This window comes from Candidatus Paracaedibacter acanthamoebae (assembly GCF_000742835.1).
GTDB classification, from domain to species: Bacteria; Pseudomonadota; Alphaproteobacteria; order Paracaedibacterales; family Paracaedibacteraceae; genus Paracaedibacter; species Paracaedibacter acanthamoebae.
Map to the genome: position 1 here is coordinate 404266 of NZ_CP008941.1, position 15541 is coordinate 419806.

At 44.6% G+C, this 15541-nt stretch carries 14 protein-coding genes; 10 read left to right on the forward strand and 4 right to left on the reverse strand.

All coding sequences use genetic code 11. The features are described 5' to 3' along the window. Positions 1-612: 612 nt before the first annotated feature. The 8 genes from ID47_RS01655 to lpdA all read left to right on the forward strand — a co-directional run bounded on the left by ID47_RS01655 (position 613) and on the right by lpdA (position 10616). A complete protein-coding gene (locus ID47_RS01655) occupies positions 613-1278 on the forward strand; it encodes an alpha/beta hydrolase (protein ID WP_198022317.1) in 666 nt (221 codons plus the stop codon). Positions 1279-1296: 18 nt separating this feature from the next. Then, positions 1297-2259, forward strand: a complete 963-nt coding sequence (mdh, locus tag ID47_RS01660) for a malate dehydrogenase (RefSeq protein WP_038463115.1) — start codon at positions 1297-1299, stop codon at positions 2257-2259. Positions 2260-2271: 12 nt separating this feature from the next. Then, entirely contained in the window at positions 2272-3441 is a 1170-nt protein-coding gene (sucC, locus tag ID47_RS01665; protein WP_038463118.1) for an ADP-forming succinate--CoA ligase subunit beta, read from the forward strand. Beyond that, positions 3441-4361: a succinate--CoA ligase subunit alpha gene (gene sucD / locus ID47_RS01670; RefSeq protein WP_038463120.1), complete on the forward strand. Its 921-nt coding sequence runs from the start codon at positions 3441-3443 to the stop codon at positions 4359-4361. The genes sucC and sucD overlap by 1 nt, the downstream gene beginning before the upstream one ends. Before the next feature lie 81 nt (positions 4362-4442). Next, positions 4443-5063, forward strand: a complete 621-nt coding sequence (locus ID47_RS01675) for a hypothetical protein (protein ID WP_156956607.1) — start codon at positions 4443-4445, stop codon at positions 5061-5063. Further along, positions 5060-7936 carry a 2-oxoglutarate dehydrogenase E1 component gene (locus ID47_RS01680; RefSeq protein WP_038463124.1) on the forward strand — a complete coding sequence of 959 codons (2877 nt, stop codon included), beginning with the start codon at positions 5060-5062 and terminating at the stop codon, positions 7934-7936. Before ID47_RS01675 ends, ID47_RS01680 begins: the two co-directional genes overlap by 4 nt. A 33-nt stretch (positions 7937-7969) precedes the next feature. Further along, a complete protein-coding gene (gene odhB, locus ID47_RS01685) occupies positions 7970-9172 on the forward strand; it encodes a 2-oxoglutarate dehydrogenase complex dihydrolipoyllysine-residue succinyltransferase (RefSeq protein ID WP_038463126.1) in 1203 nt (400 codons plus the stop codon). Positions 9173-9215: 43 nt separating this feature from the next. Continuing rightward, positions 9216-10616: a dihydrolipoyl dehydrogenase gene (lpdA, locus tag ID47_RS01690; protein ID WP_038463129.1), complete on the forward strand. Its 1401-nt coding sequence runs from the start codon at positions 9216-9218 to the stop codon at positions 10614-10616. A 295-nt stretch (positions 10617-10911) separates the two neighbouring features. On the opposite strand, the gene ID47_RS01695 is transcribed toward lpdA, so the two are convergent. Further along, on the reverse strand, positions 10912-11139 hold the full coding sequence (locus tag ID47_RS01695; protein WP_051908412.1) for a hypothetical protein: 228 nt from the start codon (positions 11137-11139) through the stop codon (positions 10912-10914). Between the two features lie 305 nt (positions 11140-11444). Here ID47_RS01695 and ID47_RS01705 point away from each other — a divergent pair, with 305 nt between their 5' ends. Next, positions 11445-12119, forward strand: a complete 675-nt coding sequence (locus ID47_RS01705) for a hypothetical protein (RefSeq protein WP_038463132.1) — start codon at positions 11445-11447, stop codon at positions 12117-12119. A 96-nt stretch (positions 12120-12215) separates the two neighbouring features. On the opposite strand, the gene ID47_RS13390 is transcribed toward ID47_RS01705, so the two are convergent. The 3 genes from ID47_RS13390 to ID47_RS13620 form a co-directional block, all read right to left on the reverse strand. Continuing rightward, positions 12216-12443: a hypothetical protein gene (locus ID47_RS13390; RefSeq protein WP_232223251.1), complete on the reverse strand. Its 228-nt coding sequence runs from the start codon at positions 12441-12443 to the stop codon at positions 12216-12218. Positions 12444-12446: 3 nt separating this feature from the next. Then, complete coding sequence (locus ID47_RS13395) at positions 12447-12644, reverse strand: DDE-type integrase/transposase/recombinase (protein WP_232223252.1); 198 nt, start codon at positions 12642-12644, stop codon at positions 12447-12449. Between the two features lie 117 nt (positions 12645-12761). Further along, positions 12762-12884: a hypothetical protein gene (locus tag ID47_RS13620; RefSeq protein ID WP_269516651.1), complete on the reverse strand. Its 123-nt coding sequence runs from the start codon at positions 12882-12884 to the stop codon at positions 12762-12764. Positions 12885-13346: 462 nt separating this feature from the next. On the opposite strand from ID47_RS13620, the gene parE reads away from it, so the two are divergent. Then, positions 13347-15317: a DNA topoisomerase IV subunit B gene (parE, locus tag ID47_RS01715; RefSeq protein ID WP_038466881.1), complete on the forward strand. Its 1971-nt coding sequence runs from the start codon at positions 13347-13349 to the stop codon at positions 15315-15317. Positions 15318-15541: the final 224 nt, after the last annotated feature.

The window sequence follows — 15541 nt, forward strand, 5'->3', positions numbered from 1 at the left end:
CAAGGATTCTGGTCTGCTGTATTATTGTGAGCAAGATAGGCTAGGGCTGTATAAGGAAGCTTGTACATTATAGTCGACTTATTTATCCAATAAAGTATTAATAGAGAGCACTTTTTTACCACAAACCTCCAATAAAAAAAGGTCCATTCCCCCGACTTGATCCGGGGTCTCGACATCCCATGAAGAATCGCTTGTCGCTTCGAGTTCCCGGCTCTTCGGCCGAGAAAGGGAGAGATTTGTAAAGGGTTTAATCACTCTTCCTCATTCCGGCCTTGAGCCGGAATCTATTCCTATGTTTTGATGACATCGAGGTTCAGGAAGATATAGCTGTGAGAAAGCCATATTGTTTCAAAAAGAGAGGCATGGATGCCGGGGCAAGCCCGGCATGAGGGAATAACTCAATTCTTGACAAAATTTCCCTTTTTCCTGGCAACCGAAGGGCGACCCGGCAACTCGACATCCCATAAAGAATCGCTTGTCGCTTCGAGTTCCCGGCCGAAGAGCCGGGAAAAAGTAAACTATTTGAAAAAATTTTATGAACTTTGAATGTTTTCTTGAAGGCAGCTGCAGAACAAGTTACAGTTAGTTATCTCTTATTTTAGTAGGATTTTTGTGATCGTGTTGGTTGGTCCCACTGTATCTCCCAAAAGCGGAGAAAAGCCAGAGCAATTGGTTGTTTTTCTTCATGGTTATGGGGCGGATGGTGCTAATTTAATAGACATTGCAGACTACTGGGCCGACCTTTTGCCAACTGCTGAATTTATTGCACCGAATGCCATTGAACCCTGTGAAATGGGTTTTGGGTATCAGTGGTTTGGGTTACAAGATTTCTCTCCTTTCAATATTCGCGCTGGGCTTGATCGAGCCACCCCCATCATTGTTAAACAATTGAAAATTTGGTTACATGAACGGAATCTGACACCGGCGGACCTTTGCTTAGTGGGTTTTTCTCAAGGGACAATGATGGCTCTCGATATTATGTTCCATTTACAAGGGGTTAAAGCTGTTGTGGGGTACTCTGGGGCATTTTATCCGCCAATTGGCAATCTGCTCAAAGCCCCTTATCCGAAGATTTTTCTTGCTCATGGTGACATGGATACGGTGGTTCCGTATCTGGCGTTTGTAGAAGCTGTAAGAAATTTACAGAAATTTAGTATTACTCCTGCTACATATACAAGTCACGGTTTAGGTCATAGTATCAATGGAGAAGGACTAAACCGTGGTGGACAGTTTTTGGTAGAGAGTTTGTCAGCAACAGACTCAGTTATATTGACTTAATTGACAGAAAGGCAAGATATGTCACGCAAAAAGATAGCTCTCGTTGGAAGTGGAAATATTGGCGGCACCTTGGCTCACCTTGCAGCCTTTAAGGGGTTAGGCGACATCGTTTTAATCGATATCGCAGAAGGAATTCCTCAGGGTAAGGCTTTGGACCTCTCACAAGCCATGGCCGTGGATGGAATTGATGCCCGGATTGAGGGTAGTAATGATTATTCATCCCTGAAAGATGCTGATGTCGTTATCGTGACAGCGGGCGTTGCCAGAAAGCCAGGCATGAGCCGTGATGATCTGTTGTTAATCAATTCTGGCGTTATTCGCACGGTTGCCACCAACATTAAAAAATATTGTCCGAAAGCCTTTGTAATCGTTATTACAAACCCCCTTGATGTTATGGTTTGGGTCATGCGCGAAGAGTCTGGCTTGGCTCATCATATGGTTGTGGGGATGGCAGGAATTTTGGATAGCGGTCGTTATAAACATTTTCTAGCCGAAGCGATGGGTGTCTCTACCCATGATATTCAAGCTTTTGTGCTGGGAGGTCATGGAGACACCATGGTACCATTGCCGCGCTATACAACTATTTCTGGAATTTCGCTGACCACCTGGGTTGACCGGGGGGCCATTAGTCAAACTAAAGTTGATGAAATTGTAGATCGGACCCGGAATGGTGGGGCTGAAATTGTCAACCTCTTAAAAACGGGCTCTGCTTTTTATGCCCCTGCAGCCTCAGCAATTGCCATGGCTGAATCCTATTTATTTGACAAGAAACACATCTTGCCCTGTGCGTCGTGGTTGACAGGTCAATATGGCGTTACAGATGTGTATGTGGGCGTCCCTGTCGTAATTGGAGCTGGCGGTGTTGAGAAGATTATCGAATTAGAGCTCACAGCTGAAGAAAAAGGCGAATTTACTAAATCTGTTACGGCGGTGCGGACTCTTGTGTCTGACGTTCAAAAAATCACCTCCCAGGCAAGCTAAAGGATTTAACTGATGAATATTCATGAATATCAAGCAAAAGAAGTTCTGAAGAAGTATGGTGCTCCTGTTTCTGCGGGTAAGGTCGCTTTTACAGTACAAGAAGCAGCCACAGCTGCTAAAGAATTAGGTGGCTCTCTGTGGGTGGTAAAGGCGCAGATTCATGCCGGCGGCCGTGGTAAGGCTGGTGGTGTAATTTTATGCAGAACTGTTGAGGAGGTATCCGCAGCTGCTACTAAACTTTTAGGATTAACGTTGGTGACACACCAAACAGGTCCAAAAGGCCAAGTGGTTCGTAAAGTGTATGTGGAATCTGGATGCAATATCGACCGTGAACTGTATGTCAGCCTTGTGCTCGAGCGTAATTCAGGCCGCGTTGCAGTGATTGCTTCCCAAGCCGGTGGTATGGATATCGAAGAAGTTGCAGCAAAAACGCCTGAAAAGATTATTCAATTTAGCTTTGATCCCTCCACAGGCTATAAATCCTATCACGGCCGTAAATTGGCCTATGCCTTAGGATTAGAGGGTGATGCGCAGAAACAAATGCTTAAACTGGCCGAAGCGTTGGTCAAGTCTTACTGTGAATTGGATTGCACTCAGATTGAAATTAATCCGTTGGTTGTGACCAAAGAGGGTAATCTGATTGTTTTAGATGCCAAGGTCTCCTTTGATGATAATGCTTTGTTCCGTCATCCTGATATTGAATCATTGCGCGACCTCGCTGAAGAAGATCCGGCAGAAACCGAAGCACACAAGCATGAATTAAATTATGTGAAGCTTGATGGGACTATTGGTTGCATGGTAAACGGCGCTGGCTTGGCGATGGCAACCATGGATATCATTAAACTTCACGGCGGTGAGCCTGCTAATTTCCTGGATGTAGGTGGGGGTGCCACAAAAGAGCGGGTGTCCGAGGCCTTTAAGCTGATTCTCGCTGACCAGAATGTTAAGGCTGTGCTCGTGAATATTTTTGGTGGCATTATGAAATGTGATGTGATTGCTGAGGGCATTGTTGCGGCGGCAAAGGATATCCAGCTTAATGTTCCGATGGTTGTTCGCTTGCAGGGAACGAATATGGAGCAGGGCCGCAAGATTCTGAATGAGTCTGGTTTAAAAATTATTTCTGAGGGCGATTTGACCCAGGCAGCAGCCAAGGTTGTAGCCGCAATAAAGGAGGCTGCATAATGTCTATTCTTGTCGATAAAAATACAAAAGTTATTTGTCAGGGATTTACAGGCAAAAATGGAACATTCCATTCGGAACAAGCCATTGCCTATGGAACCAAAATGGTTGGGGGCGTGACACCCGGTAAGGGCGGAACTGAGCATTTAGGATTACCTGTTTTCAACACCGTTGGTGATGCCGTCAAAAAGACAGGCGCCACCGCGTCAGTTATTTATGTGCCGGCACCTTATGCGGCAGATTCAATTCTTGAAGCAGCAGATGCTGGTATTGAGTTGATCGTCTGTATTACAGAAGGCATACCGGTTATGGATATGGTGCAGGTTAAACGCGCCCTTGAGGGGACGAAGAGCCGTTTAATTGGCCCTAACTGTCCCGGTATTATCACGCCGGCTCAATGCAAAATTGGTATTATGCCTGGTTTTATTCACAAACCCGGCAAGATTGGTATTGTTTCCCGTTCAGGTACATTGACCTATGAGGCCGTAGCCCAAACCACGGCAGCGGGCTTAGGACAATCGACGTGTGTGGGAATCGGGGGAGACCCTGTCCGTGGCATGAACTTTACAGACGTTCTTGAGATGTTCTGGGACGACGCTCAGACAGAAGGTATCCTCTTTATTGGTGAAATTGGGGGAAATGATGAGCAAGCTGCGGCTGACTATATCGCCCATCAATATGCCAAGGGACGTTATAAACCCGTTGTTGCCTTTATTGCAGGTGTAACAGCACCGCCCGGCCGTCGGATGGGACATGCTGGTGCAATTATTGCCGGCGCCGGCGCCAGTGCTGCTGAAAAAATGGAAGCCTTACGCCGCGTCGGGGTAGATGTTGCTGATTCGCCCGCGACGTTGGGTGAAACCATGGTGCGCGCCATGAAGAATGATAAGGCGGCGACATTGTCAAAGGCGGCTAATGCATAATCGAAAGGGATGGACGATGGACTCTGCTCTCTGACACGAGAAGCAGAGCCAGAGAGAATTTTGGCAGAGGGGGGGTATAGGATGATATTATATAAGGCAGCTTTGACTCGTCCTTGTATGGGCGGGGCGGTTGAAAGTCAGCGCAGCAATCTATTCACATTGATTAAAAGTGCCGGCAAGATTTATTTATTATCGCTTGCATCCCTTTCTTTATTTGCCTTACTTTCCCATGGTTTGTGCGCCTCTTCATCCAATCCTACCGATGATAAGCCTGGTGTATCAGCATCCGAACAGATAGAAGTAACCGACACTGTTGTTATGGAAGCTATGGCTGCCTCTCAAGCTAAATCTCCCATTATTCATGCAGATGCTTTGCGGGTATGGGGAAAATTTAAATCCGGTCGCATTGAACCAAACTACAGTTATTATTTTTGGGCCCGCAATTTAATTATTTGGTTACAAAAAGAAGCTAAAATAAAGATTGATTCAGAAGATACCGTTGCCAAAGTTTTTGCGGTCTTGCATGAAAAAAAGTTGATTTCAACTGATGCAAAATTGGTTTTGACACGGTTTGTATGGGAAAATCTTAAACGGTTAGAAGATCTTTCCCCTGAAGAAAGAGCGATGCCTCAATATCGTGAAGAACAGAAAAGAATTTTTGTTGAAAATTTGAATGAAGTAGAAAAACAGGATAACAAATGACGCGTACTATTGATCCCGAAAGTTTTCTGAGTGGTGCTAATGCCCCTTACATTATTGATTTATGTCAAATGTATGCTCAAGATCCATCCTCGGTTGATGAGGAATGGCGTCGCTTCTTTGATCAGCTGGATCCATCCTTGAGGGCAGGTTTAATTCAGGATGATCGACCACCGATTTGGGGAAAATCTGCCTCTCGCCAGAATTTGACGGCGTCTAATTATTCTGGATCTCCCGTAACGCCAGAGACTATTCGTGATTCTATCCGAACTTTAATGTTAATTCGTTCTTATCGTGTGCGTGGCCATTTGAATGCGAAGCTTGATCCCTTGGGATTAGATAATAGATTGGATCATACGGAACTTTTACCTCAAAGCTATGGTTTCACGGCGGCGGATATGCAAAACACCGTCTTTGTTGATAATGTTTTAGGGATGGAAACGCCGACAGTTCAGGAAGTCTATGATAAACTGAAGGCTGTTTACTGTAATACGATTGGTATTGAGTTCATGCACATCCAGCATCCCGATCAGAAAAGTTGGATTCAAGAACGGGTAGAAAATACGTCATCAGATCAACGCGTTGATAATGAAGATCGTCTTGAAATCTTGAAAAACTTGATTGCCGGTGATTCATTTGAGCGATTTTTGCAAGTTAAATACCCGGGTGTAAAGCGATTTGGGTTAGAAGGTGGGGAGAGCCTAATTCCCGCTTTGACCGCCATGGTGGATCGGTTAGCTGATGAAGGTGTTGATAAGATCGTTATTGGAACAGCGCATCGCGGACGATTGAACGTTTTATCGAACATTTTTAAAAAGCCCAATGAAGAGATTTTCGCTTACTTTCAAGGGGGGGACGTTGATCCTGAATCCTTCCAGGGGAGTGGCGATGTTAAATATCACTTAGGGTACTCGGTAAAACGTGAAGTCCGTGGAAGAGATATTCATTTAAGTTTGATGCCGAATCCTTCTCACCTTGAGGCCGTGAATCCGGTGGTTTTAGGGAAGGTTAGGGCTGAGCAAGACACGCATGGCGATGCGTCCCGGCGTCGAACTGTTGCTGTTTTGATGCATGGCGATGCGGCTTTTGCGGGACAGGGCCTTGTTGCAGAAACATTAGATTTGTCAGGCCTTAAGGGCTATACCACCGGCGGGACAATTCACGTTATTATTAACAATCAAATTGGGTTTACCACCAGTCCACCCCTTTCGCGGTGTTCCCCTTATAGTTCTGATATTGCTAAGTCGATTCAAGCGCCGATCTTTCACGTGAACGCTGATGATCCAGAGTCTGTGGTTTGGGCCATGCGATTGGCTGTCGATTTTCACCGTCAATTTGCCATGGACGTGGTGCTGGACCTTATTTGTTATCGTCGGAATGGGCACAATGAAATTGATGAACCGAGTTTTACTCAGCCGGCCATGTATCGTCATATTAACGATCATCCTTCAACCTTTAAGATTTATTCCAAAAAATTAGTGGAAAATGGCCTGTTAACGGATGTGCAGGTTAAAGAACTGGTTGATGATTATGAAAATGGCCTGCGTCAAGTTTTTGAAACCCTTGATGAAAAGAAGACAAGGTTCTTAATTTCTAAACCTCAGTGGCTGGAAGGGGCTTGGAAAGATATTAAGTCTCCTAAATTGGTCAACGATGAAGAGGATATGGTTCCTAAGACAGGCGCAAAAGTCGAGCATTTAGAAAAGATCGCGGAAGTTTTAACGCGGGTGCCTGCCGACTTAAAAATTAACAGTCGTCTCCAACGCGTTTTAAAAGCAAAACAAGAGTCGTTGGAAGCTGGCGAAAATCTGGATTGGGCTTGCGGGGAAGCCTTGGCCTTTGGAAGTTTGCTCATGGAAGGGAAGCGGGTTCGCCTGAGCGGTCAGGATGTAGGACGCGGGACGTTTTCTCACCGTCATGCTGTTTGGGTGGATCAAGAAACAGAACGCAAGTATTTGCCTCTCAATAACCTTTCAGAAGATCAGGCCATATTCAGTATTGTGGACAGTCCGTTAGCAGAAGCCTCAGTCCTGGGATTTGAATATGGTTATAGCTTGGCTGATCCCTATGCCTTGGTACTGTGGGAAGCACAGTTTGGGGACTTTGCTAACGGTGCCCAAGTTATTATTGACCAATTTATTTCAGCTGCTGAACATAAATGGCAGCGGTTATCTGGACTTGTGATGTTATTGCCGCATGGATATGAAGGGCAGGGGCCAGAGCATTCTTCTTGCCGCGTTGAACGCTATTTACAGCTGTGTGCGGAAAGCAATATGCGCGTGGTTAACTGTACAACACCGGCTAACTATTTCCACGCCTTACGCCGTCAGATTATTAGTAAGACGCGCAAACCGCTGATTGTTGTCGCACCGAAAACTTTGTTGCGTCACAAACTAGCCGTGTCGAAAATTGAAGATATGCTTGAAGCAACGACCTTTAAGCCTGTCATTGAAGATACAACGGTTAAGAAAGATAAAGTTAATCGGGTAATCTTATGCAGCGGTAAGGTTTATTACGAACTTTATCAAGAACGTGAGGCACAACACTTGGATGATGTGGCCTTAATCCGCTTGGAACAATATTACCCATTACCTGAAAAGCATTTGATTGAGACCTTAAAGCCATATGCGAGCCGCGCCGAATTTATTTGGTGCCAAGAAGAGCCGGAAAATATGGGAGCATGGTTCTTCCTTGATCGTCGTCTAGAACGATTGTTAGAGGGAATGGAGGCACGATCAACACGCTTTAAATATGCAGGTCGAGTCGAGGCAGCATCTCCTGCAACCGGCAACGCGAGCCGCCATGAAAGTGAGCAAAAAGCCTTAGTTCATCAGGCGTTGGGCGTTCGCGGCACCCAGCTAAAAGAAGTTAGTTAAAGATATTTGTAACGTAAATTTGGAGTAGAGGGAATGGCAGAGCATAAGGAAATTAAAGTTCCACCGTTGGGTGAATCAGTCAGTGAAGCAACCGTTGCGCGCTGGGTTAAAAAGGAAGGGCAAGCCGTTACGGTCGATGAAATTCTTGTGGAATTAGAAACAGATAAGGTAACACTAGAAGTTACCGCTCCGGCCAGTGGGGTTTTATCCAAAATTCACCATCCCGAAGGCGCCACTGTTAAGGTAGGACAGATGCTTGGCGTGGTGGAGGTGGGCGCCCAAGCTGCTGTAAGTGCGGCTCTACCAGAAGAGAAAGCTGAACGGGTGGCTGCAAAAACTACTGTGGTAGAAGAGAAGGTTTTGACAGCTAAAGTTGCTGATGAAAATGGTCCAGCCGTTCGCAAAATTGCAGAAGAAAAAAATGTTAATCTGTCCTCCGTTACTCCCACAGGTAAAGACGGACGAGTAACCAAAGGTGATGTTATTAATCACCTTGAGACACCTGCCAGACATCAAGCAGTTGCTCGCAATAGTGAAGGTCGGGAAGAGCGCGTGAAGATGACACGGTTACGTCAACGTATTGCCGAGCGCTTAAAGCACGCTCAAGATACAGCCGCAATTTTGACAACCTTTAACGAAGTCGATATGACAGCTGTTTTTGATATACGAAATCGATACAAGGATTCATTTGAAAAAAAGCACGGTGTTAAGCTCGGCTTTATGTCCTTCTTTGTGAAGGCTGCGATACAAGCGTTAAGACAAAGCCCAGAAATCAATGCTGAAATCAATGGCGATGAAATCATTTATAAGAACTATTATGACATCGGTGTGGCGGTTTCTGCCCCTCAAGGTCTCGTTGTCCCCGTGGTGCGCGATGCTGATCAATTGAGTTTTGCTGGCATTGAAAAGGAAGTTAGCCGTTTAGGCACGCAGGCCCGCGATGGTAAGCTGACCATAGATGAAATGACCGGAGGCACCTTTACCGTATCGAACGGTGGTATTTTTGGATCTTTGATGTCAACGCCCATCCTAAATTCTCCTCAAACTGGTATTCTGGGCATGCATAAAATTCAGGACCGCCCCGTTGCCATCAATGGTCAAGTTGTTATCCGTCCCATGATGTACATTGCATTGTCCTATGACCATCGTTTAATCGACGGTCGCGAAGCGGTAACCTTCTTGGTTCGCATTAAGGAAAATATTGAGAACCCAGAACGTTTACTATTGGATGTTTAAGGCGCTGATGAATGAAATCTTGATCATAAAGTAAGGAAATACAATGTCAGAACAGTTTGATTTAGTCGTCATCGGGGCAGGGCCAGGGGGATATGTAGCTGCCATTAAAGCCGCCCAGTTAGGTATGAAGGTGGCCTGTGTAGACAAGCGCTCTATGGCTGGTGGAACGTGCTTGAATATAGGATGTATTCCCTCCAAGGCCTTGCTAACTTCCTCTCATAAATACTGGGAAGCGCGCGAGCATTTCGATAATCACGGTATTATAGTTGATGTCAAAATTGATATCAAGAAAATGCAGCTGCGCAAGACCAATGTTGTGACAGAGCTCACAAAAGGTGTGGCATTTTTATTCCGGAAAAATGGTGTGACTTTTATTAATGGTTCTGCCTCCATTAAATCGTCCACCCAAGTTCAAATTGAAGGTGGCGCAACATTGGAAACGAAGAGTATTCTAATTGCCACGGGTTCTGTATCGGCGACTTTACCCAATATTGACATTGATGAGGAACATATTGTAACCTCCACCGGCGCTTTGGATTTTGAAAAAGTTCCAAAACATCTGGTTGTTATTGGGGGCGGCGTCATTGGCCTTGAATTGGGCTCCGTTTGGGCTCGTTTGGGCGCAGCCGTTACCGTGGTTGAGTATTTTGATAGAATTGTGCCCAGTATCGATTCCGAAGTGGCGACCGCTTTTCAAAAAAGCTTAGTGGCTCAAGGAATCGTATTTAGGCTCGGCCGTAAGGTTGTTAACATTGTCAAACAACCAAAGGAATTAGCGCTGCACGTGATGCCAGCAAATTCCGATACAACCGACATGCCCGAAATCATTACGTGTGATAAGGTGCTGGTTGCGACCGGTCGTCGTCCTAATACTGATGGTTTAGGACTACAAAGTGTTGGAATTGAGACGGATAAGCGTGGTTTTGTAACCGTTAATACACATTATCAAACGTCTGTTGCCAACATTTTTGCTATTGGCGATGTTATTCCTGGTCCAATGTTGGCCCATAAAGCCGAAGAAGAAGGCATTGCGGTTGTGGAATATTTGGCGGGACAGACGGCCCATGTTAATTATGACGCTATCCCAAGTGTAATTTATACACAGCCAGAAGTTGCCAGTGTTGGCCTTACTGAAGATCAGGCAAAAGAGCAAGGGCTTACTTACAAAATTGGGAAATTCCCCTTCTTAGCTAATAGTCGCGCTAAAGCTACAGGTGACACCACAGGGTTTGTTAAAATTGTGGCCGATGCAAAAACGGACAAAGTGTTAGGAGTTCACATTATAGGAGAGCAAGCGGGTAACATGATCGCTGAGGCGACCCTTGCCATGGAATTCTGTGCGTCCTCAGAAGATATTGCTCGCACCTGCCATGCACATCCAACCCATTCAGAGGCTTTGAAAGAAGCAGCTATGGCAACTTATAGCAAAGCAATCCATATCTAGTTTTTAAAGAATGGTAAGTTTTATCTTACCATCCTTGCTGTCTTCAAACTCAAAATAGCATTTTTTGCCACTTTAATAAACCAAACGACATAACGCTAATCCTGGTGCTGTGGTTGCAGATATAAGTTGTTGCACTAATTTAAAACTCTTTTTTCACAGCCCCAGGCTTATTATCAGAATTGAGGATTTCTATGAAATCCGGCACCGTCAAGTTAAGTTTTATAGATGGTAAAGATGTGTTTAATTAGCCTCATTAGGCGCAAAGGAGCTCTTGAGCCGCCTCAGACCAGATGGTTCAGGCGGCCCTAAAAGCATCTTTTCTTTCGGTGGCTTTTTTCAAATATCGTCCCACCTCAACGGCAAAAAGATTACGAACTTTTCCCATAAGGGCTAATGTTCTCTGTACACCCTGCGGCGAGTTAAACTTAATCAGATATTTCTCTTTGGGACGTGTCGGCTGAGGAGCGTTTTCAACACGATTGTTTAACCGCTTATGTAATCCATGTTCGGTATCCCGGAACATAACCTATATTGGTTTTCGGTAACTTTTCAATTTGTCCGTGACAATTACTCTGGGATTAGGGTGGTTCCCCACTAACCGGCTTAAAAACCTAATTGCGGATTTTTTATTCTGGGATTTTTGATGAGTCAAAGCGACCATTTTCTTTTTCCCAGACAAGTTCTTAGATTAACTTGCACACTGCGTTAAAAAAGATTTTTATGCAATTGCCCTGGCCTGCAACAGGACCCTTCTTTTTTTAATTCTTGAATTTATCTTTTTACTCCCTATATATAAGAATAGAACCATGCTTATTTAAGAAAAATATTATGCATATAAAGAAAAATACAAGGTTAGCATTGTTTTATTTGGGATTAGTTACCTGCGCCTTCAATGCCGCTGCTGCGGAAACATCTTTGTCAAACAAGAGGCAACCTTCTGATAAACTTAAGCTACCAAAGGATGCCGGACTAACCGTGAGTCTCCCTGTTAACCACCTACAGATTCATGGACCAGATAGCCATCAAGTTAAGCTTATCTTAAAAGTTCCTAAGGACTTTAAACCCCTACAACCTTTAGATGGCTCAAGCCATTTGCTTGAATTTATCCCCCGAGGTGATGACCAATTTAACTGGTCTGAGATATTAACCGCGAATATTATTGTTGGAAAAGCGCTCCAGGCCGATACTCTGCTGAAAATTATGGTTGAGGATTTGAAAGTAAATGCTGGTGCTATAGAGATTTTAAAAATGCGCGTTGAAAAATACGACCATTATACTATGGCTGAAGCCGCTCTTATTTATCAGCAAAAAGGAAGAGAAGATGTCGTTTATTTCAGAGCCTATTCCGGCCCATTTGATTTGGTATGTACGCAATATGCTGTGGCTCTCAGGCCTAGTGAAACGCCACAAAAAGCACTCAAGCGCGCCCAGAAGGCCTTGGACGAATATACAGTATTGGCAGACGTTAAGGAAGTTAACGGCGAGTGGATCGAGAATAAATAACGGCACCGTCAAGTTAACTTTTGTAGATAGTAAAGATGTGTATAATTGGACTAATTAGATGCAAAGGAGCTCTTGAGCCGCCTCAGACCAGAGGGTTCAGGCGGCCCTAAAAGCATCTTTTCTTTCGGTGGCTTTTTTCAAATATCGTCCCACCTCCACGGCAAAAAGATTACGAACTTTTCCCATAAGGGCTAATGTTCTCTGTACCCCCTGCGGTGAGTTAAACTTAATCAGATATTTCTCTTTGGGACGTGTCGGCTGAGGAGCGTTTTCAACACGATTGTTTAACCGCTTATGAGATCGATGTTTGGTGTCCCGACACATAATCTATATTAGTTTTCGGTAACTTTTCAATTTGTCCATGACAATGACTCTGGGGTTAGGGTAGTTCATCAACAACCGCCTTAAAAACCTAATTGCCACTTTTTTATTCCGGCGCTTGTGAAAAAAGACATCCAATTCATATCCACTAGAATCGACTGCACGCCACAAGATAAACATCTCTCCCTTGATCTTCACAGTCATTTCCTCAATGTGCCCCTTATCAGAAGGTCTCCTCTCTCGTTTTTTGATGACGTTTCTGAAATGGCTTGAAAATTTGATGCTCCAAGATCGAATTGTCTCACAGCTAACAAGAATTCTTCAGGAAGCTATTTGCTCCTCAATATCTGGATAGCTGTTATTAAACCGATGATAAATCCATACAGCCTGACTAATAATAGAAATAGGAAACCGATGACGACGCGGAGCGGCTGATAATGCCATATTCCAACCCTTTAAACCTTTTGCCCAAAACTACTACACCCGCTCATCACTTCCTAGGTTAACTTGACGGTGCCGTTTCATAAGTAATTTTTCAGTCGTTTTTATCATTCGCGAAAATATCCTAAGGACCCACTTTAGGATATAATATTCCGCAATATTTCAAGGCTTGTGTAATAGTGGCAGGCGGGGTACACTAAAATTACTGTGACGTTAATTTTGGTTTCAATTGTCCAAAGGCTTGAAAACTGTGGGTTTTAGGGGCATATATCCCTCATAATCCAAAAGTCAGTTTTTATCCGAGGATTTTTTGTTTTTTGACCTCAAAGTTTTTGGGGAAAGAACCAAGCTAACGGCAAAAATTTGAATTGAAAAAAAATGCTCGAATTTCAGGTCTAAAATACTGGTTTTTAGATGATGAGGGGTATATCTTGAGAAAACCTAACTTTTATTTTGTTGTGGATGATGTCTGATTTGTTTGGCCAAAAGGCAGCAGGGGCTGCCAAGTCTGATTATACTGCTAAGGATATTGAAGTCCTTGAAGGCTTAGAACCTGTTCGTAAGCGCCCGGCAATGTATATTGGTGGCACCGATGAAAAGGCCATGCATCACCTCGTCGCGGAAGTTTTAGATAACTCCATGGACGAAGCGGTGGCGGGCCATGCGAACCGTATTGATATCCGTTTAGAAGCTGGCAATATTGTTGCTATTAAAGATAATGGTCGGGGTATTCCGACTGATCCACATCCTAAATTTCCAGAACTATCAGCTCTTGAGGTTATTTTTACAACTCTTCACTCGGGTGGAAAATTTAACAGCAATGTCTATGAAACCTCTGGCGGGTTGCATGGTGTTGGTATCTCTGTGGTGAACGCCTTATCAGAAATGGTGGAGGTTCAGGTGGCGCGCTCTCGTCAAGCTTGGCGACAGAGTTTTTCTCAAGGTAAGGCTACCTCACCGTTAACCGCTGACGAGGGGCTGACCAATTGGCGCGGAACAATTGTGCGTTTTAAACCGGACCCAGAAATTTTTGGAGATATTTCTTTTAAACCATCCACCCTCTATCAGATGGCAAAGTCGAAGGCTTATCTATTCAAAGGCGTAGAAATTAATTGGTGGTGTGATCCATCGCTTTTATCGGAAAATTCCACAGTCCCTCAATCAGCAAAACTTCATTATCCGAAAGGGCTGGAAGATTTTTTGCAAGCAGCCGTCGCTGATCAAGAAACATTTGCGGATGATATTTTTGCGGGTGAGGCGGTTTTTGCGGGCGGTTCTGGAAAGGTCGAATGGGCGATTACCTGGTTGACAGCTCCTGGAGAAGAAGGATGGTATGCCACCTTTTGTAATACCGTGCCAACACCTCAAGGGGGAACGCATGAATCTGGATTTCGCCAAGCAATCACCCGTTCATTAAAGGAATATGCGGAGCGCATAGGGAATCGCCGTGTTGGCCAAATTACAGCGGATGACGTTTGTGGATCGGCGGCTATTGTGTTGTCATGTTTTATCTCGCAACCGCAATTTCAAGGCCAAACTAAAGAAAAGCTTGTCTCCGTTGAGGCGACTAAACTGGTGGATACAGCGGTTAAAGACCGTTTTGATCATTGGTTGGGCAGCTATCCCCAGCATGCTAGCGCTCTGCTTGAGCATATTTTATACCGAGTTGATGAGCGTTTAAGGCGGCGTCAAGCTAAAGAGGTTGCCCGCGCCAGTGCAACAAAGCGGCTGCGATTACCAGGAAAGCTGGCTGATTGTACCTCGAATGATGCGGATCAATGCGAAATCTTTTTGGTTGAGGGTGATTCGGCGGGGGGATCTGCCAAACAAGCCCGAAATCGTAACACCCAGGCTATTTTACCTTTGCGAGGAAAGATTTTAAACGTGGCCTCTGCAAGCTTGGATAAAATGCGGGCCAATCAGGAAATCTCTGATCTGGGCTTAGCGTTGGGCTGCGGCTTTGGACGAGATTGTAAGCCAGAAAAATTGCGGTATGGTAAGGTGGTTATTATGACGGATGCGGATGTGGATGGCGCCCATATTGCCTCTCTTTTGCTAACGTTCTTCTTCCGTGAAATGCGCCCCATTATTGATAATGGCAATGTTTATTTGGCGCAGCCACCACTTTATCGAATTACTCATGGCGGCAAAACAGTTTATGCTCAAAATGATGTTGAAAAAGATCGTTTAATTAAGGCGAACTTTAAAAATGCTGCAAAGGTTGATGTGGGCCGTTTTAAGGGATTAGGGGAAATGTTGCCGGCGCAGCTGCGTGATACAACCATGAATCCAGAAAAACGCACCTTACAGCGTGTGGTGATTTTGCCCGATGAAGAGCTAGAAAATTTCGTTGATCGTCTGATGGGGAAAAATCCAGAGGCTCGCTATAATTTTATCTATGAAAATGCTAGTCTTGTGGATGATGTAGATTTATAGCAATTGGTCCTAAGCTTTCCTTTTCCTTTTTCTGACTAGCTGCTAGCCATCTCGAAATTTCGGATCTTGTTACGCTTATTCAGAAAAAGGAGTTTTATTATGCACTTCTGTCTGTCCTGGCAAGCGCTGCATGAGCTGGAAACCATGTCTATGGTTTAAGAACTGTATGACTTTATCCCAGCTCGATCTGTTTAAAGCTGGTTAGTAACTAGAGACAGGAATGG